We start from the raw sequence: 15,000 nt of genomic DNA, 5'->3' as shown, positions 1-15,000 counted from the left end.
GTCCTTCTCAGTTATTTTGTTTCGACGCTCCCAGTTCATAAAGAGCAGAAATCAGGTATTCCTGGAATTTTTCCTGATCAACCTCATCTGTTAAAACTAGCGCATTGGTATCTTTTTCTTCGTTTTTCCACCAGAAAAAAGCACCCATTGTTGTTCCCCTTGATTTTCCTTCAGAACAGTCTACATCCAGGATCATACGTTTTCCTGTAAAAATCTCCGGATGTACCAGATACATGATTGTTACTGCATCATGTATATTAACTTCACCTCTGATAGCACTTGCCGTATTATCCAGCTCATATCCAACCATTTCTCCACAAAGCTGCGCTACAGAATTTCCAGACTGACACATTTTTAAAATATGATTTCGCTTCAACGTACACTGTGTTGTCACATCAAGTCCACACATAACCAGCGGAATTCCTGAATGGATCACAATATCTGCTGCTTCAGGGTCAACATAAATATTAAATTCCGCAGACAATGTTACATTTCCGCCACAGAGAGATCCTCCCATGAAAATAATCTCAAGAATATGTTCCTTTACTTCCGGAAAAAGTCTCAGCAGCAAACCGATATTAGTCATTGGACCAGTCGCAACAATCGTAATCTTTTCACCTTCCGGAAGTCCGAGAAGAAGATCTGACAGATAAAGCACAGCCTTTTTTTCCACTGGTTTACGGTCTGTCTCAGGCAGCACCGCATAACCAATTCCACTGTCTCCATGAATGTTCGCTGCATACTGAGGTTCTCTTATGATCGGAGTTTCCAGTCCCTGTGCCACCGGAACATCAAGTCCGTAAAATTCAGTAAGTTTAAGAGCATTATCTGTAACTTTTTCTATTGTCTGATTTCCGCTCACTGTAGTCACTGCAAGAACTTCCAGTCTGTCTTTCCATGCTGCAGTCAGGGCAAGTGCCAGAGCATCATCTACACCCGGATCACAGTCTATAATAATTTTTCTTTTTTCCATTTCAGGTACCTGCCTTTCGTCTCACGTTTATATCTTTTTTTACTGTTCACTCCGTTCACAGCAACTTGGTCAAAATCCATTCCAAATCACCTTCGGTGATGGGATTTTGCCCCGTATGTCTCGGGATTTTGCCATATTCATGGCAAAACACCTCGCGGGATATTACCTGTGAACAGTTACTATCTTTTTTCAGTATAACAGACATTTATGCAAAAGAAAAGACCGGCGCATCTTAAGTGCCGGCCCTTTCCCGTTTATATATATTACATTATTACCACATATTACCAAAGAATCTCTGATAAGAGGTTCCGTCTGCTGCATTGTTCTCCCAGTCCTGAAGAAGGCTGTCTGCATTCTCCTCAGCCTGACTTTCACTGTCCTGTGAATCCTGACTGTCTGAAGAATCTTTTGATTCCTTATTAGAATCTTTATTTTCTCCAAGTGTTACAGTAACTGTTTTTTCTTTATATCCGTCGCCATCAATAACCTCGATCGTAACATCTACATCTTCACCTGGTTTATAATACTGAAGCATATCTACCAGAGTGTCGATACTGCGGACTCTCTTACCGTCAAATTCAGTAATGATTGTTTTTTCTTTGATGCCTGCTTTGTCAGCTGCACTGTCTTTTGTAACTTCTGCAACCAGAACACCTTCCGGTACTCCATAATACTGAGAAGCCTCATCACTGACTGTCATACCGGTAATTCCCAGAACACCATGGTTGTCAACCTTGTCTCTAGGTGTTTCATTCATCAGATTTTCAAGAACATCAGATACGTCGGAAATTGCAATTGCATAACCCATACCTTCAACTTCTGTAGAAGCAAGTTTTGCGGAGTTAATACCAACTACCTCACCTTTCATGTTCAGAAGCGCACCGCCACTGTTACCAGGATTGATAGCTGCATCTGTCTGAATCAGGTTTGTTCCGTCAGAATCTTCATCTGCCTGACCATTCTCATCAAGTTTACGGTTCTTTGCACTTACGATACCTGTTGTTACTGACTGGCCATAACCAAGTGCATTACCAATTGCAATAACCTGCTCGCCAACCTTCAGGTCATCAGAACTTCCAATTGTAGCCACTTCAATCTGATCCATCGTATCGTCTGAAATATCAGAAATCGATACAGAAACTACTGCAAGGTCTTTATCTTCATCATAGCCGTTTACAGTTGCTTCATAAGTCTCACCGTCAATGCAGGTAACTGAAACTGTATCAGCGCCCTCAACTACATGATAGTTTGTTGCGATCAAAAGGTTGTCATCGTTTTTACCAACAATGATACCGGAACCGCTTCCTTCAACCTCCTGCTGAGTGGTATAACCCTGACTTCCGCCAAATCCGTAATATCCAAGATAATCCTGAACATCCTGAACAGATTTCGTTGTAATAGAAACAACGGATTTCATTCCTTCTGCGGCAATATCGGAAACATCCAGACTGCCTTTTGCTGTTGTTTCATCTGATGTATCTTCTGATTTCTCATCTTTGGAATCAGACTCTTTAGAATCAGAGTCTTTATCTTTATTTTTTTTGGATTTTGTCTGAAGCAGAGTCTTGTTCTCGCTGTTTGATGCAGCTTCTACTGTACTGCTGTTCCAGCCTGTAAGTGTATTGATTCCTTCAAAAGAACCTGCTGCAAGTCCGCCTGCAAGTACTGCACAGAGAGCAATTCCTGCTGCCTTTTTAACTTTCTTTCTCATTCTTTCTTTTGGATCATTATCATCATGGTTATTGTTCATCATTATATTGTTTATATCATTCATCAAAATCCCCTCCTTGGAATTTCTGTTTTCTTTTCTTTTTATGGTTAGAAGTATAGGGGATATTTGTGTTTACTTTGTGGGAAAAATGTGACCAATCTGTTAAATATCCGCTGTGTATATAATGTTATGCCATATCTTTATCATTTACAAAATTTTTCCAGCTTATACATATCGTGTCTTCTGCTCTTCAGAAGCGGAAGCTGATCTCTTACGTCATCTTCATAATCCAGATCCAGTTCAGCCATCAGAACTCCCTCTTTTTCATCCAGCATATTGATAACTTTTCCCCATGGATCCGTCACAACAGAATGTCCCCAGGATATGTACCCTGCGCTGGTATCACGCGCTGGTGCACAGCCCACCATATAAATCTGATTATCCAATGCTCTGGCTCTAAATGAAAGCTCCCAGTGCGCAGGTCCTGTAGTCATGTTAAATGCTGCCGGAACAAAAATTACTTTTGCGCCATCATTTACTGTCATACGCGCCATTTCCGGAAAGCGAATGTCGAAGCAGATGATCACACCCATTTTGCCAAATTCCGTATCAAAAACAGTATCTCTGTCTCCTGCTGTCAGTGTATCTGATTCCCGGAAACTCTGTCCGCCTTTAATATCAATATCAAATAAATGTGCTTTTCTGTGTTTTCCGATCTGCTTTCCCTGACGGTCAAAAACATATGAAGTATTATAAACTTTTCTTTCTACATCTTTTTCCGGCATGGAACCTCCGATCAGATAGATTCCATACTCTTTTGCATAAGAAGAAAGCTGCTGCCATACAGGTCCTCCCTCTTCTTCTGCATAAACCGGGAAATTTTCTGTCTGGTATGGACAACAGAACATTTCCGGCAAAATCACAAAATCCGGTTTAGCATTTTTCAGATTTTTAAGATATCTGCCAACTGTATTCAGGTTTTCCATTTTATCTGCTACTGTAGGCATCTGTAACGCTGCAACTTTGATCTTAGTCATATATTTTCCTCAGGTCAGTTATGCCATGCCAGACGTTTTACATCTGCGTGAACGTCACCTGTCATCCAGTCTACATCATTTGTGATCCAGTCCATGATACCAAGCTGACGCATTTCCCATTCAACTGTCTGTTCTCTGGACTCTACAGTTTCTTCTACTTCCATGGTAGTATCGATCTCATCATATCCGAAGATATAGCCGCCTGCGCTCCAGATGCTGAAATTGCTGTCCGGACCTGGATCTACAGTGTCTCCCCTCTGAGCAATCAATCCATCATGACGTGCCTTGTATTCTTCTTCGCAGCCGTCTTTCAGTTTTGTCATAAACATTCTGTGACGGATCAGTTCCTTATTTTCTCTTACAATACCAAAGTTATGATACATCAGCCGCATATCTTTGTATGGTGTGGAAATCCAGTCAAAAGTATCCTCGATCTTTGCTGTGATAGCATCTGCTGCTGCTTTTTCATCTGCACTCAGCTTCGCACCATCTTTATTTTCATAATATCCGAAGATAAGATTTTCCGCATTCCAGATGCTGAAATTGCTTACTTCATTGCGGTCAAGAAATGCTGTCAGCTCCGGCCAGATTTCGCCCAGTTTCTTACGGTAATCATTCATTTTTCCGTCTTTAATCTTCATTGCAAATGCGTGTCTTTCCATAGAAAAGCCTCCTGTGTTTTAACGGTTCATTACCCTTATGTCTTTTATTATTGTAAAACCATTCAATCTGAAAAGCAATGCCGTAAAGAATCCTGATTGTTTATAAACATTCAAAAAATAAAATCTGTGAAAAAAATCGATTCATATCATCGTTTTTCCAGCAGTCCATTCCTACAGCGTCTGCCATCTTCTGTGCATCTACACAGTATGCAGACATACAGGAATTATGTTTATATGGGCCAGCACTCATGATCAGTATATCTGAGTGGCCTGCCTTTTTCATTTCTTCAGCAAGTTTTTCTGTCATCTTGTTCTGGTTCAGTTTTGCTTTCCTGGCATCTTCTGACTGAGGCTGTATTGTCTGCAGAACCAGAGTTTTCGGATATCTCAGCGCCTGTGCTGTCATTTCTTCTACTGTACCGCTTTCCGGCGGGCATGCCGGATTAAGGTCATAATTTCCACAGAGATTATCCACACAGAACTGTCTGTACTCAGGTACAAATACAAGTTTATCTGTATCCATTACAGCTGCATCAGAAAATCCCATTTCCAGTGCTGTTTTTATCAGATCCATATATATCCTTCTTTCTATACTATCTGTCCATTCTGTACATTCTCCACACTGAAGCCGGACTTTTTTTTCATACAATTTTCTCCGCTCCATAAGTTGTTACAACAACATCATTATTATATCGCTCAATATAATGCCTTGTCAATTTACGTAATCTGCCATTTCATCATGGTATATACGGTGAACTTTCACAGGTAATATCCCGCGAAGTGTTTTGCCATGAATATGGCAAAATCCCGAGACATACGGGTCAAAATCCCATCACCGAAAGTGATTTGGAATGGATTTTGACCAAGTTCCTGTGAACGAAGTGAACAGTAACTATATACGTTTTGATTCCAACATGATAAAATGTAAATATTCTTTCTGACTGAAAAAGTATGATATATGTAAAGGAGGGATTTTATGAAAGATATCTTTTCCTCAGATACACATCTTATAAACATCCTGAAACTTCTGATGCAGCATACGCAGATGTATCTGTTCACCTATTCTCAGAGAACAGACGAAATGAACGTGTACGATGCGAGTCTGAAAAACATAGATATAATCTCCGGCGTACTGCGCAATACCGCCAGAGTTTCTCTTGTACATCGGGATGATTTCTGGAAACTTCAGGAACTTCTCGAAGAAAAAATTCCGGGACCTGTTGAAATTCGTGTTAAAAAGACTCCGGAAGGAGAGTATCATAATATTTCCATAGACACACTCCCCAAAGGGACAGATTCCATTCTGCTTGGTTCCATGAGAAATATAACAAAAGTAAGAAAAAAAGAACAGATTCTTCAGGAAAAGGCGCAGAAAGACTCACTTACCGGACTCTATAACCAACAGACCGGTAAAATTCTTATCAGTGAATATCTATCTGAAAAAGACCCTTATTCTTCCTGTGGTATGATGGTTATTGATATGGACTATTTCAAAAATATCAACGACAATTACGGGCATCTTTTTGGTGATGAAGTCCTGACCCGGTTTGCAGAACTTATGCGTACTTTTTTCCGTTCCAAAGATATCCTGGTACGGGCAGGCGGAGATGAATTCGTTGTTTTTCTGAAGGAGATTTCACATCAGGACCTGATAAAAAAATCAATGAATTTCATTCATATGATTCGTAAACTTAAATTTTCAAAACCGGAGTTTTTCATCACCTGCAGTGTAGGTATCTGTTATCTTCCGGAAAACATTGCCGGCTATTCCTATGACCAGCTTTTTGAAAACGCTGACTGGGCACTGTATCAGGCAAAGATCCACGGCAGAAACCGTTATGTTTTCTGCGATAATCTCAGACGCTTTGAACTAAAATCTCCGGCTCCCGAGGCAGAAGATTCCATAGACAGCAGATATCTGCGAAACGATATCATTGCTACTGCTTTTGAGCTGTTTGAAAAGCAGAACAGTTTTGATTCAGCACTGGAAATGCTGCTGAAAGTCATCGGAATACGTTTTCAACTGGACAGAGTTACTATTATCCAGACTGATCTCCAGACCAAAAACACCAGCAGACAGTACCAGTGGCTCCGTGAGAATATACCTCCGGTTCTCAATGAACCGGCCGTTTTCGCAGAAGATGATTTTCTGACACTTTTCCGCAGTTACGACGAATATGGAACTACTGTACTTCAACACAACAACATGAACATGTATTCCGAAGGAGCTCAGAAACTTCTTATGCAAGGCGGTGCCAGAACTGTGCTTTGTGCTGCCATGTACTGCGAAGGCAAATATACCGGCGCCATCTCCTATGTAGTATGTTCAGCTACGAGATTCTGGTCCAAACAAGATCGCAAACAGCTCGGTGAACTTTCAAAAATCATTTCTGCACATATGTCCAAACGATATGCTTTTAACAGTGTCAATCCAACTGTTTCCGCTCCGGGGTATGATCCTCTGACCGGTCTTCTGTCCTTCGCCAGATTCAAGGAAGAAACAGAAAGAATCATTGTCGGCGGCTATGCAGATTCCTATTTTATGATCTATACAGATTTTCGTAATTTCAAATATTTCAACCAGAAATATGGCTATACTGCCGGTGATCAGGTTCTGAAAGAGTTTTCCAATTATATCCTTACCACAATGCCTGCTGATGCGAATGGATATTTTACCCGTGTGGTCGCTGATCAGTTTATTCTGTTTATGCGTTTTACGAAAACAGCTCGGAGTGCTCAGATCATACATGATATCAACCGAAAATTTGCTGATATGACAGAAACCATGTTTCCAGGTTCAGATCTTAAGCTAAGAACCGGAATCTACCAGATTATGCCTGACTGTCTCAGTTCTTCGGTGGCTATTGATGCTGCCAATCATGCACGTAAACAGATCAGGGAGGAGGATCCTGAACAGGTATGTTTCTATTCTCCGGAACAGGAATCCTGACCGTATTAAAGCCGGAACAGATGGTCACACATCTGTCCCGGCTTTTACCTGCTCTGTCTATTTTCTTACTTCAGCCCAGAAACTTTCACCCTGCAGCTTCTCATTGATTCCGAAAATATCCAGGATTGTCTGTCCTATGTCTCCGAAGCATGGTCTTGTTCCAAGATTGACACCGGCCCTGACCTCTTTGCCATACATCAGCATAGGTGTATATTCACGCGTATGGTCTGTACCCCTGAATCCAGGGTCGCAGCCATGGTCTGCCGTGATGATCAGAATATCTTCATCTCTCATCTGTACCATAAATTTCCCTAATGCTTCATCAAATTCAGTAGCTGCTTTTGCGTATCCGTCCACATCATTTCTGTGACCATACAGCATATCAAAATCAACAAGATTCAGGAAACAGATTCCGTCGAACTCTTCTTTCTGCTGTTCAAACCAGCGTCCGATACCGTCTGTATTGCCTTTTGTCGGAGTGCTCTTCTGAATTCCCTTACCTGCAAAAATATCATATATCTTACCTATGCTGATGGTATCAAATCCATTTCGCTCCAGTACGTCAAGCATAGTATCTGCCGGTGGTACAAGTGAAAAGTCATGACGGTTTGCTGTTCTCACATAATTTGGATATTCACCTGTAAAAGGTCTTGCAATAACCCTTCCGACTCCATGTTCCCCCACCAGGATTTTTCTTGCGATCCTGCAGCAGTCATATAATTCTTCCAGAGGTACCACATCTTCATGAGCTGCGATCTGGAACACACTGTCTGCTGAAGTATAGACGATCAGTGCTCCTGTCTCTACCTGCTCTTTTCCATAATCTTTGATAACCTCTGTACCAGAATATGGTTTGTTGCACAGAACCTTACGCCCTGTCTGCGCACTGAATTCATCCAGAATTTCTTTCGGAAATCCGTCCGGATAAGTTGGAAGAGGTTTTTCCGACACAAGGCCGGCAATTTCCCAATGTCCCACTGTTGTATCTTTTCCTCTGGATTTCTCACGCATCCTTCCATAAGCTCCTGCCACATTCTCCTCTTTTTCCCCAACTTCAACACCGTCAAGATTAAAGAAACCAAGCTTCTTCATATTTGGTGTATGATAAAACTCAGACTTTATGACAGATGACAGTGTATTACTGCCAACATCCCCAAAATCAGCAGCATCCGGTTCATATCCGATGCCAAAGCTGTCCAGCACGACCAAAAAAACACGCCGCTTCATAATATCCTCCTCCAGCTGCCCAAAATCATTTATATGCACCAGTTTAAATCTCCAGTGCCACACGTATCATGTCATTAAATGTTGTCTGTCTTTCTTCAGCAGTACATTTCTCTCCTGTCAGAAGATTATCACTGACTGTAAGCATTGTCAGTGCATCCACTCCATGTTTTGCTGCCAGTGTATAAAGTTCGCAGGTTTCCATGTCAACTGCTGCCACACCATAAGATGCAAGAAGAGCATTTTTTTCTTTTCCACGGTCATCATAGAATTTATCACTTGTAAAAATATTACTTACCACAGCTTTTACCTTCAGTTCTTCTGCTTTATCATATGCTGCTTTCAGAAGTCTGAAGCTTGCTGTCGGTGCAAAGGAAATATTTCCGAAACGGTCTTTATTCATACCGGAATCTGTTGTAGATGCCATTGCAATGATCACATCTTTCAGATTGATTCCTTCTCTGAAGCTTCCGCAGGTTCCAACACGGATCAGTTTCTTCGCACCATATACCTGCATCAGTTCACTGGCATAAATATGCATGGAGGGCATTCCCATTCCTGTACCCTGAACAGATACTTTTTCGCCGCGATAAATGCCTGTAAATCCATACATACCACGTACTTCATTGTAACATACGGCATTTTCAAGAAAGTTTTCTGCGATAAACTTTGCCCGCATGGGATCTCCCGGAAGAAGTACTTTTTCGGCAATCTCTCCTGCACTGGCATTATTATGTGGTGTACTCATAAAATTTTCCTCCTTTTAGGACATGTCGCCTGTCAGCGACATTACTATGAATAAAAGGTCAGTTGCTTCGTGCTGATAGCACTCCCACAACTGCCCACCTCATTCGTAATCCTGGCTATCGCCATACTTACTCATGAGGTTTAACCTGTCCGATATCCATGAATTCACCTATGCAAGCATAGTTCATTCATGGCTGCCGTCCAGGACTTTTATTGCACGTCCTCAATGACTTTCTTGATGATACTTTCAAATTTGCCTTCAAAAATCTTCATTGAACTTCCAAACATAAGGTTTGCAGGATAATCAAAATCTTCCACGTTACTTCCTGTCTGGTCACGATACTCTCTGTCTGCACCCAGACTAGGAATGCGGTTGGTCAGCTTATCTGTGTTATCCATGTAACCGTAAAGCTTCTTGCCAAGTTCAAATCCCATACCACATTCAAAAGCAACATCATTATTGATCTCATATCCACGATAGTCATTCAGGTTTGCTATAATAATATCACAATTTCTTACATGCTGCTGGAATCTGTCAAATAAATTCATGGCTTTCATATATGGATTATCAGAGTCTGTGTCCATAACTCCCGGTGCATGATCCAGTGGGGAGATTGCTTCATATCCATATTCTGCACAGATTTCTTTCATTTTTTCAAAAACTTCCACTCCATCTGCATCATATCTTTCAAAACCGGACAAATAGATCAGTGGTCTCTTTTTATCTTTTTCTGTCACATGGCGGGAATGATCCGTCAGAACAGCACGTCCTGCTTTGAATTTATATTCTTCCTCAATATCTGTCATGAGCATTTTCAGACAGTCATCAAAATCACCTTCTACGATCTTGGTTGAACCAATGATCGTAGGTGAAAAAGGCAGCTCCGCATACGGCATCATATTTCCACGTTCGTCATATACTTTTCCGTCTTTCAGATACGACTGCTGATTCTTTGTTGCAAGACTTCTCTTATCCCTTGTATATCCGTAACATCTTGCCCCTTTTGCATATGCCATTCCCAGTTCATATACAGATCCACTGTCCGGCTCTGCTCCACGATATGCTTCCAGGTCTGCAATAATGACAGTTGTTTCTTTCATTACCTTGTCAAGATCTGCGAAAATACTGTCTGCTCTTTTCTGTTTGTCAGGATTTTCCATATCAAGAGGATGGTCATTCGGCAGTGTAACACCGAATCCCAGTGCATGTGCACGTGCCTTCATTGCCGCAAGCGCATCATATCCATAAGTATAAAAGCATTCCGGACCTGCTATATAAATTGCTTCTTTTTTGAATAAACCATGCTGATATCTGTACATCTGTATTTCTCTCCTATTCCAGAACCAATCCCAGAAGTAATTTCAGGAATCGTCCATAATCTGCATTGCAGCCAATCTCGATCAGCGGAAGTTGTTCCCATACGAAATGATGTCTTCTGTCAACGACAGTCATTCCAAGGGTAAGTCCGTCTTTTGTTTCTACACCAACTCTGACTTTCATTGTCTCTACCAGTGTCGGATCAATTGCATACGCAACTGCCATACAGTCAATTACTGTACAGTATGCATCAAATCCTCTGTTTCCATTATAACGAATCGCCTGACGAAGGAATTTTGCTTCTTTTTTGTCGCTTTCATCCAGAAGTTTTATATCATCATCTGTGAAATTGACATCAAAATATGTAGCTACATCAAGTCCAAGTGCAACAAGCGGAATACCTGACTCATAAACAATTTTTGCAGCCTCAGGATCTACATAAACATTCCATTCACTCTGCGGAGTATCACCTGTCGCATTTAAAAATGCGTACTTATTTAATCCAAATGCACCTGAAATAGCAACAATTTCTTTGATCATCGGTTTGATTTCCGGAGCTTTTGTGATAGCCATGGCAACATTACTCATAGGGCCTGTTGCAACCAGAGTAATCTCACCCGGGTTCTCTTTTACAAGATCAATGATCAGATCTACTGCATGTTTCTCACTTAACGGAAGCTTCGGATCCGGAAGGAAGTTTTCTGCCTGTCCGTCAACTCCATGTGTAAAAGGATCTTTCGGTGATTCTCTTACGATCGGTTTTTCCATTCCTCTTGCTACCGGAATATCTGTGATGTCAAGAAGTTCCATGATCTTTCTTGCATTTGTACTTGTTACATCTACCGGATAGTTTCCGTTTACTGCTGTTACAGCAAGCAGATCAACTGCCGGAGATTTTGCAGCCATAATGATCGCCATGGAATCATCCATACCCGGATCACAGTCAAGAATTATTTTCTTCATATAAATATCCTCCCTCTTTTATTTGTCTTCAACTACTTTTACATAAAATTCACGGTTTCTCGGTCCGTCAAATTCAAGGAAATAGATTCCCTGGGAACCACCCAGGAGTAATTTTCCATTATGTACGATAAATGTCTCTGTTACTCCCAGTAAAGCACACTTGATATGACCTGCTGCATCCTGTGGTGTATCATGCTGATGTTTGAAATCAATTCTGGTAGGCACCAGTCTTCTGATCTCTTCATCAAGGTCAACAAATCCGTCCGGATCCCACGGAGAAAAAACTGCAAGCCCGGCAGTAGAATGCATATTGTGGACAATGCAGATTCCTTCCTGGATTCCGCTTTCTTCTACTACTTTTTTTACATCTGCTGTGATGTCATGTACTTCATTATAAGTTGTTGAGATTTTTATATTTTTTAAAACTGCCATTTTGCAATGCTCTCCTTTTCCCTATTTCACAATGATCTCACTGTTTTTTACGCAATAGCCGCCATCACAGAATGACCAGTCACCTTCGCATCCTCTTCCATATTTCTCGCCGATCAGTACAGAAATATAACTTGCCAGCAGGCATACAGGCACAAAATGCGTCAGTGGCATCGAGATCGGATATTTCGGTGCCGGAACTTTGATGTATTCTGCAGGTTCATTATTGAAGTCAGCAGCATCTCCGTCTGTGATAACGGCAAGCGGTCTGTGAAGTTCATTCGCATATTTCAGCAGTTCACGATTTCTGCTCATAGCCGGATTTGTAGTATTGGCAACTACGACTGTTCCCATATGTTTTGCATCTCTCGCAAAGAAGTTCAGATGGAACCATTCTTCAGAGTTGATATGCATTGCAAATTTTCCGGTTGCTTCAAGAATTTTGGCCTGTCCAAACCATGCTGTAGCATAATCAAAACCTGCTCCGATAAAATCGTAGCACGGGAAATCTTTCCATTCTTCTGCAAGCTTCTCACATTTTGTTTCCATCTCCGGAAGAAGTTCTCTCAGAAGTTTTCCCTGATTTCTGATGTCCATGCGGTAATCCATTGCCTGATCCTGGGTCAGTTTTCCGCATACCTCAGCCCATCGGATTGCCAGAAGCAGAAGAGACATAACACTTACAAGATAACTCCTTGTTCCAGGTGCACTTTCAAATCCCGGAATATCCAGCTCCAGCACTTTGTCTGAATATTCTGCAAGCGGAGAATCCAGATTCCCTGTCACACCAAGTACATAGCAGCCATATTTTCTTGCTCTCTGTACTGCTTCGGAAACTCTTGCACCTGTTCCGGAATTGCTTACTGAGATCACAAGTGGATTACGACAGTCAATACCCATATGTTTTTCGCAGTAAAAACGACTCAGCTCAATGGCAGGTACAACTTCTGTCGGAATAGAAGTCAGCATTTCAAATGCATGTTTTGTAGCCATTGCTGCTGCATAGGAATCTCCACAGCCTGTAAGAACGATTCTCTGAATATTAAAAATCTCCTGGAAAGAAAGCACTGTTCGTGTTTTTGGTTCCAGATCTTCATACTGCTGTTCAATAAGATCCGGAAGACTTTCAACCTGACGGCTCATTGCATTATCATATTTACTCATTATTGTTTTCCTCATCTCTCTGTTTCTTAACTTTATATTTCCGGAAACCAGTTGTTTTTTCCCAGTTCACGTTTTTTCTGATCCATTTTGTTCAGTACAGCGCAGCCTTCAAGTGCAATATCAATCGCATAATTATGGCCGCCGCCTGCCTCAAATTTCTCTCCTGTACAAAGATTATCTGCAACAGAACAGATGGAACCTCCACGTCTTCCGAACAGTGCTGACAGTGTGACAATAGCCGCTGATTCTCTGTCGCCATTCAGGATTCCGGCACGGTTATAAATCCCTGCAATTTCAATATTCCATGGCTGCATGTAACCGCCTACACCTGGTCTTCCACCACCAACAAAGTCGCTGTCCACAGATAAAGTTACTCCTACATGATACGGTGCTTTCAGAGTCTCCGCTGCCTGTACCATAGCCGCAACAACTTCATAATGGCTTGCTGCAGGATAAGCTGCCGGAACATAGGCTTTCGTCATTCCTTCTTCTCTTGCAACACCGCTTGCGATAACAACATCTCCCGGACGAACATCATCACCTATACCACCGGAACCACCAACTCTCAGAAAAGTGCTCGCATCTGTATATTCCATGAAATCATAAAGGATCAGTTCCATTTCAGGAGAGCCGCTTCCACCGCTTACCACAGTGATCTTCGCCCCCTTATATGTTCCACTGTAACTGGTAAACATTCCTGAATTTCCGATCAGTTCAGCATTTTCCAGACGTCCTGCTATCTTCTTTGCAGGGTCTTCATCATATGCACACAGTGGATCACGGACAGTCAGAAGTACATAATCTCCGACTTTTTCGTGGTCGATCTGCGTCATCGCCGGTCTTTTATTTATCACAAGACCTCTTTCCGGAACATTGTTGTAATAGCTGTATCTTTCATGAATCTCTTTTATAGATTCTTTCTGTCTTATTTTGTCACTTAACACGGCTCAGCGCCTCCTGTCTCATCTCTTCTGTTATTTTTTCCGGTACCCCGTACTGTCCAAGGCACATTGCTGCGGAGATACTTCCCATGATCCCGCATTTTTCCGGCGAAAATCCCTCGCAGAAACCATAGAGAACTGCTCCTGAAGAGCTGTTTCCGCCACCTGTTGGATCAACAACATTTACATTCTTCTGAGAAGGTACATAAGTTACTTCCTCAGATGTTATCATCACTGCTCCGGCCGCCCCTCTTCTCAGGAAAACCAGCGGAATATCAAAACTCTGATATTCTTTTATGATTTCTTCCAGATCATCTTTTCCCATCATGTTTCTGGATTCTGTAAGATTAATGGAAAAAACATCCATGTGCTTTGCAATATCTTTTACATTCTGATAATTTTCCGGACAGGTTGCGTCACTTCCAATCTCCCACATGACCTTTGTACTGGAATTCTTCTTATATTCGATGATTTTTTTCCAGTATTCGGCGTTACTGTTTTTAAAAATATAAATTCCTTTTGCGCTTTCAAAGTATGGTTTCAGATCTTCCGGTACTGTCTCAATCTTTTTGTAGTGGTCTGCACCATAAAGCGGGATCTCCTCACGCTCACCGTCTTCAAAATAATTGATCACTGTGTGAGGTGTTTTTTCATCTTTAATGATCAGTCCCTCCATTGATATATGGTTTTTTTCATACCATTTACCATAAATTCCCTGAAAATCCGCGCCTACTCCTGTGGCAAGCATTACATCATCGCACCAGAGTTTCACGCCGCACAGTGCATAGATTCCGGCACCTCCGGCCACTTTTTCCACTCTTTTTCCGTCAGCAAAATGAATCTCATCTGTTACTGCTGTTGAAGCAATTATATATTTCATC

The 15,000-nt window shown here is 41.6% G+C and carries 14 protein-coding genes; 1 reads left to right on the top strand and 13 read right to left on the bottom strand.

Annotated features, from left to right (window positions below):
• Nucleotides 1–7: 7 nt before the first annotated feature.
• The 5 genes from ACTNB8_RS02835 to ACTNB8_RS02815 all read right to left on the bottom strand — a co-directional run bounded on the left by ACTNB8_RS02835 (nucleotide 8) and on the right by ACTNB8_RS02815 (nucleotide 4,957).
• Nucleotides 8–973: a nucleoside hydrolase gene (locus ACTNB8_RS02835; RefSeq protein WP_441052109.1), complete on the bottom strand. Its 966-nt coding sequence runs from the start codon at nucleotides 971–973 to the stop codon at nucleotides 8–10.
• 271 nt (nucleotides 974–1,244) lie between these two features.
• Nucleotides 1,245–2,747 (bottom strand): S1C family serine protease, encoded by a 1,503-nt coding sequence (locus tag ACTNB8_RS02830; protein ID WP_441052107.1) that lies wholly within the window; start codon nucleotides 2,745–2,747, stop codon nucleotides 1,245–1,247.
• 140 nt (nucleotides 2,748–2,887) lie between these two features.
• Nucleotides 2,888–3,721: a carbon-nitrogen hydrolase family protein gene (locus tag ACTNB8_RS02825; RefSeq protein WP_441052105.1), complete on the bottom strand. Its 834-nt coding sequence runs from the start codon at nucleotides 3,719–3,721 to the stop codon at nucleotides 2,888–2,890.
• 14 nt (nucleotides 3,722–3,735) lie between these two features.
• Entirely contained in the window at nucleotides 3,736–4,383 is a 648-nt protein-coding gene (locus ACTNB8_RS02820) for an L-rhamnose mutarotase (protein ID WP_441052103.1), read from the bottom strand.
• 100 nt (nucleotides 4,384–4,483) lie between these two features.
• On the bottom strand, nucleotides 4,484–4,957 hold the full coding sequence (locus tag ACTNB8_RS02815) for a DUF2284 domain-containing protein (RefSeq protein ID WP_441052101.1): 474 nt from the start codon (nucleotides 4,955–4,957) through the stop codon (nucleotides 4,484–4,486).
• 402 nt (nucleotides 4,958–5,359) lie between these two features.
• On the opposite strand from ACTNB8_RS02815, the gene ACTNB8_RS02810 reads away from it, so the two are divergent.
• Nucleotides 5,360–7,333, top strand: coding sequence for a GGDEF domain-containing protein (locus ACTNB8_RS02810; RefSeq protein WP_441052099.1), 1,974 nt, complete (start codon nucleotides 5,360–5,362; stop codon nucleotides 7,331–7,333).
• A 57-nt stretch (nucleotides 7,334–7,390) separates the two neighbouring features.
• On the opposite strand, the gene ACTNB8_RS02805 is transcribed toward ACTNB8_RS02810, so the two are convergent.
• From ACTNB8_RS02805 to ACTNB8_RS02770, 8 genes are all read right to left on the bottom strand, one after another.
• The gene (locus tag ACTNB8_RS02805; protein WP_441052097.1) at nucleotides 7,391–8,560 is read right to left on the bottom strand and encodes a phosphopentomutase; all 1,170 of its coding nucleotides are present in this window, start codon (nucleotides 8,558–8,560) and stop codon (nucleotides 7,391–7,393) included.
• A 43-nt stretch (nucleotides 8,561–8,603) separates the two neighbouring features.
• Nucleotides 8,604–9,305 (bottom strand): purine-nucleoside phosphorylase, encoded by a 702-nt coding sequence (deoD, locus tag ACTNB8_RS02800; RefSeq protein ID WP_441052095.1) that lies wholly within the window; start codon nucleotides 9,303–9,305, stop codon nucleotides 8,604–8,606.
• Between the two features lie 209 nt (nucleotides 9,306–9,514).
• Nucleotides 9,515–10,624 carry a nucleoside 2-deoxyribosyltransferase gene (locus ACTNB8_RS02795; protein WP_441052093.1) on the bottom strand — a complete coding sequence of 370 codons (1,110 nt, stop codon included), beginning with the start codon at nucleotides 10,622–10,624 and terminating at the stop codon, nucleotides 9,515–9,517.
• 13 nt (nucleotides 10,625–10,637) lie between these two features.
• A complete protein-coding gene (locus ACTNB8_RS02790; protein WP_441052091.1) occupies nucleotides 10,638–11,585 on the bottom strand; it encodes a nucleoside hydrolase in 948 nt (315 codons plus the stop codon).
• 18 nt (nucleotides 11,586–11,603) lie between these two features.
• Nucleotides 11,604–12,017, bottom strand: a complete 414-nt coding sequence (locus ACTNB8_RS02785) for a secondary thiamine-phosphate synthase enzyme YjbQ (RefSeq protein WP_441052089.1) — start codon at nucleotides 12,015–12,017, stop codon at nucleotides 11,604–11,606.
• Between the two features lie 21 nt (nucleotides 12,018–12,038).
• Entirely contained in the window at nucleotides 12,039–13,178 is a 1,140-nt protein-coding gene (locus tag ACTNB8_RS02780; protein WP_441052087.1) for an SIS domain-containing protein, read from the bottom strand.
• A gap of 32 nt (nucleotides 13,179–13,210) precedes the next feature.
• Nucleotides 13,211–14,122, bottom strand: coding sequence for a nucleoside phosphorylase (locus ACTNB8_RS02775; protein ID WP_441052085.1), 912 nt, complete (start codon nucleotides 14,120–14,122; stop codon nucleotides 13,211–13,213).
• Nucleotides 14,112–14,999: a carbohydrate kinase family protein gene (locus ACTNB8_RS02770; protein WP_441052083.1), complete on the bottom strand. Its 888-nt coding sequence runs from the start codon at nucleotides 14,997–14,999 to the stop codon at nucleotides 14,112–14,114. Before ACTNB8_RS02770 ends, ACTNB8_RS02775 begins: the two co-directional genes overlap by 11 nt.
• Nucleotide 15,000 lies beyond the last annotated feature (1 nt).

This window comes from Blautia sp. HCP28S3_G10 (assembly GCF_052065235.1).
In the GTDB taxonomy this organism is placed as follows: Bacteria; Bacillota; Clostridia; order Lachnospirales; family Lachnospiraceae; genus Blautia_A.
This window is presented reverse-complemented; position numbering and strand designations above follow the sequence as displayed.

Bases quoted from the DNA above. Each gene is read 5' to 3' on its own strand.
- ACTNB8_RS02835 (WP_441052109.1), bottom strand. From the start codon at position 973: ATGGAAAAAAGAAAAATTATTATAGACTGTGATCCGGGTGTAGATGAT.
- ACTNB8_RS02830 (WP_441052107.1), bottom strand. From the start codon at position 2,747: ATGAATGATATAAACAATATAATGATGAACAATAACCATGATGATAAT.
- ACTNB8_RS02825 (WP_441052105.1), bottom strand. From the start codon at position 3,721: ATGACTAAGATCAAAGTTGCAGCGTTACAGATGCCTACAGTAGCAGAT.
- ACTNB8_RS02820 (WP_441052103.1), bottom strand. From the start codon at position 4,383: ATGGAAAGACACGCATTTGCAATGAAGATTAAAGACGGAAAAATGAAT.
- ACTNB8_RS02815 (WP_441052101.1), bottom strand. From the start codon at position 4,957: ATGGATCTGATAAAAACAGCACTGGAAATGGGATTTTCTGATGCAGCT.
- ACTNB8_RS02810 (WP_441052099.1), top strand. From the start codon at position 5,360: ATGAAAGATATCTTTTCCTCAGATACACATCTTATAAACATCCTGAAA.
- ACTNB8_RS02805 (WP_441052097.1), bottom strand. From the start codon at position 8,560: ATGAAGCGGCGTGTTTTTTTGGTCGTGCTGGACAGCTTTGGCATCGGA.
- deoD (WP_441052095.1), bottom strand. From the start codon at position 9,305: ATGAGTACACCACATAATAATGCCAGTGCAGGAGAGATTGCCGAAAAA.
- ACTNB8_RS02795 (WP_441052093.1), bottom strand. From the start codon at position 10,624: ATGTACAGATATCAGCATGGTTTATTCAAAAAAGAAGCAATTTATATA.
- ACTNB8_RS02790 (WP_441052091.1), bottom strand. From the start codon at position 11,585: ATGAAGAAAATAATTCTTGACTGTGATCCGGGTATGGATGATTCCATG.
- ACTNB8_RS02785 (WP_441052089.1), bottom strand. From the start codon at position 12,017: ATGGCAGTTTTAAAAAATATAAAAATCTCAACAACTTATAATGAAGTA.
- ACTNB8_RS02780 (WP_441052087.1), bottom strand. From the start codon at position 13,178: ATGAGTAAATATGATAATGCAATGAGCCGTCAGGTTGAAAGTCTTCCG.
- ACTNB8_RS02770 (WP_441052083.1), bottom strand. From the start codon at position 14,999: ATGAAATATATAATTGCTTCAACAGCAGTAACAGATGAGATTCATTTT.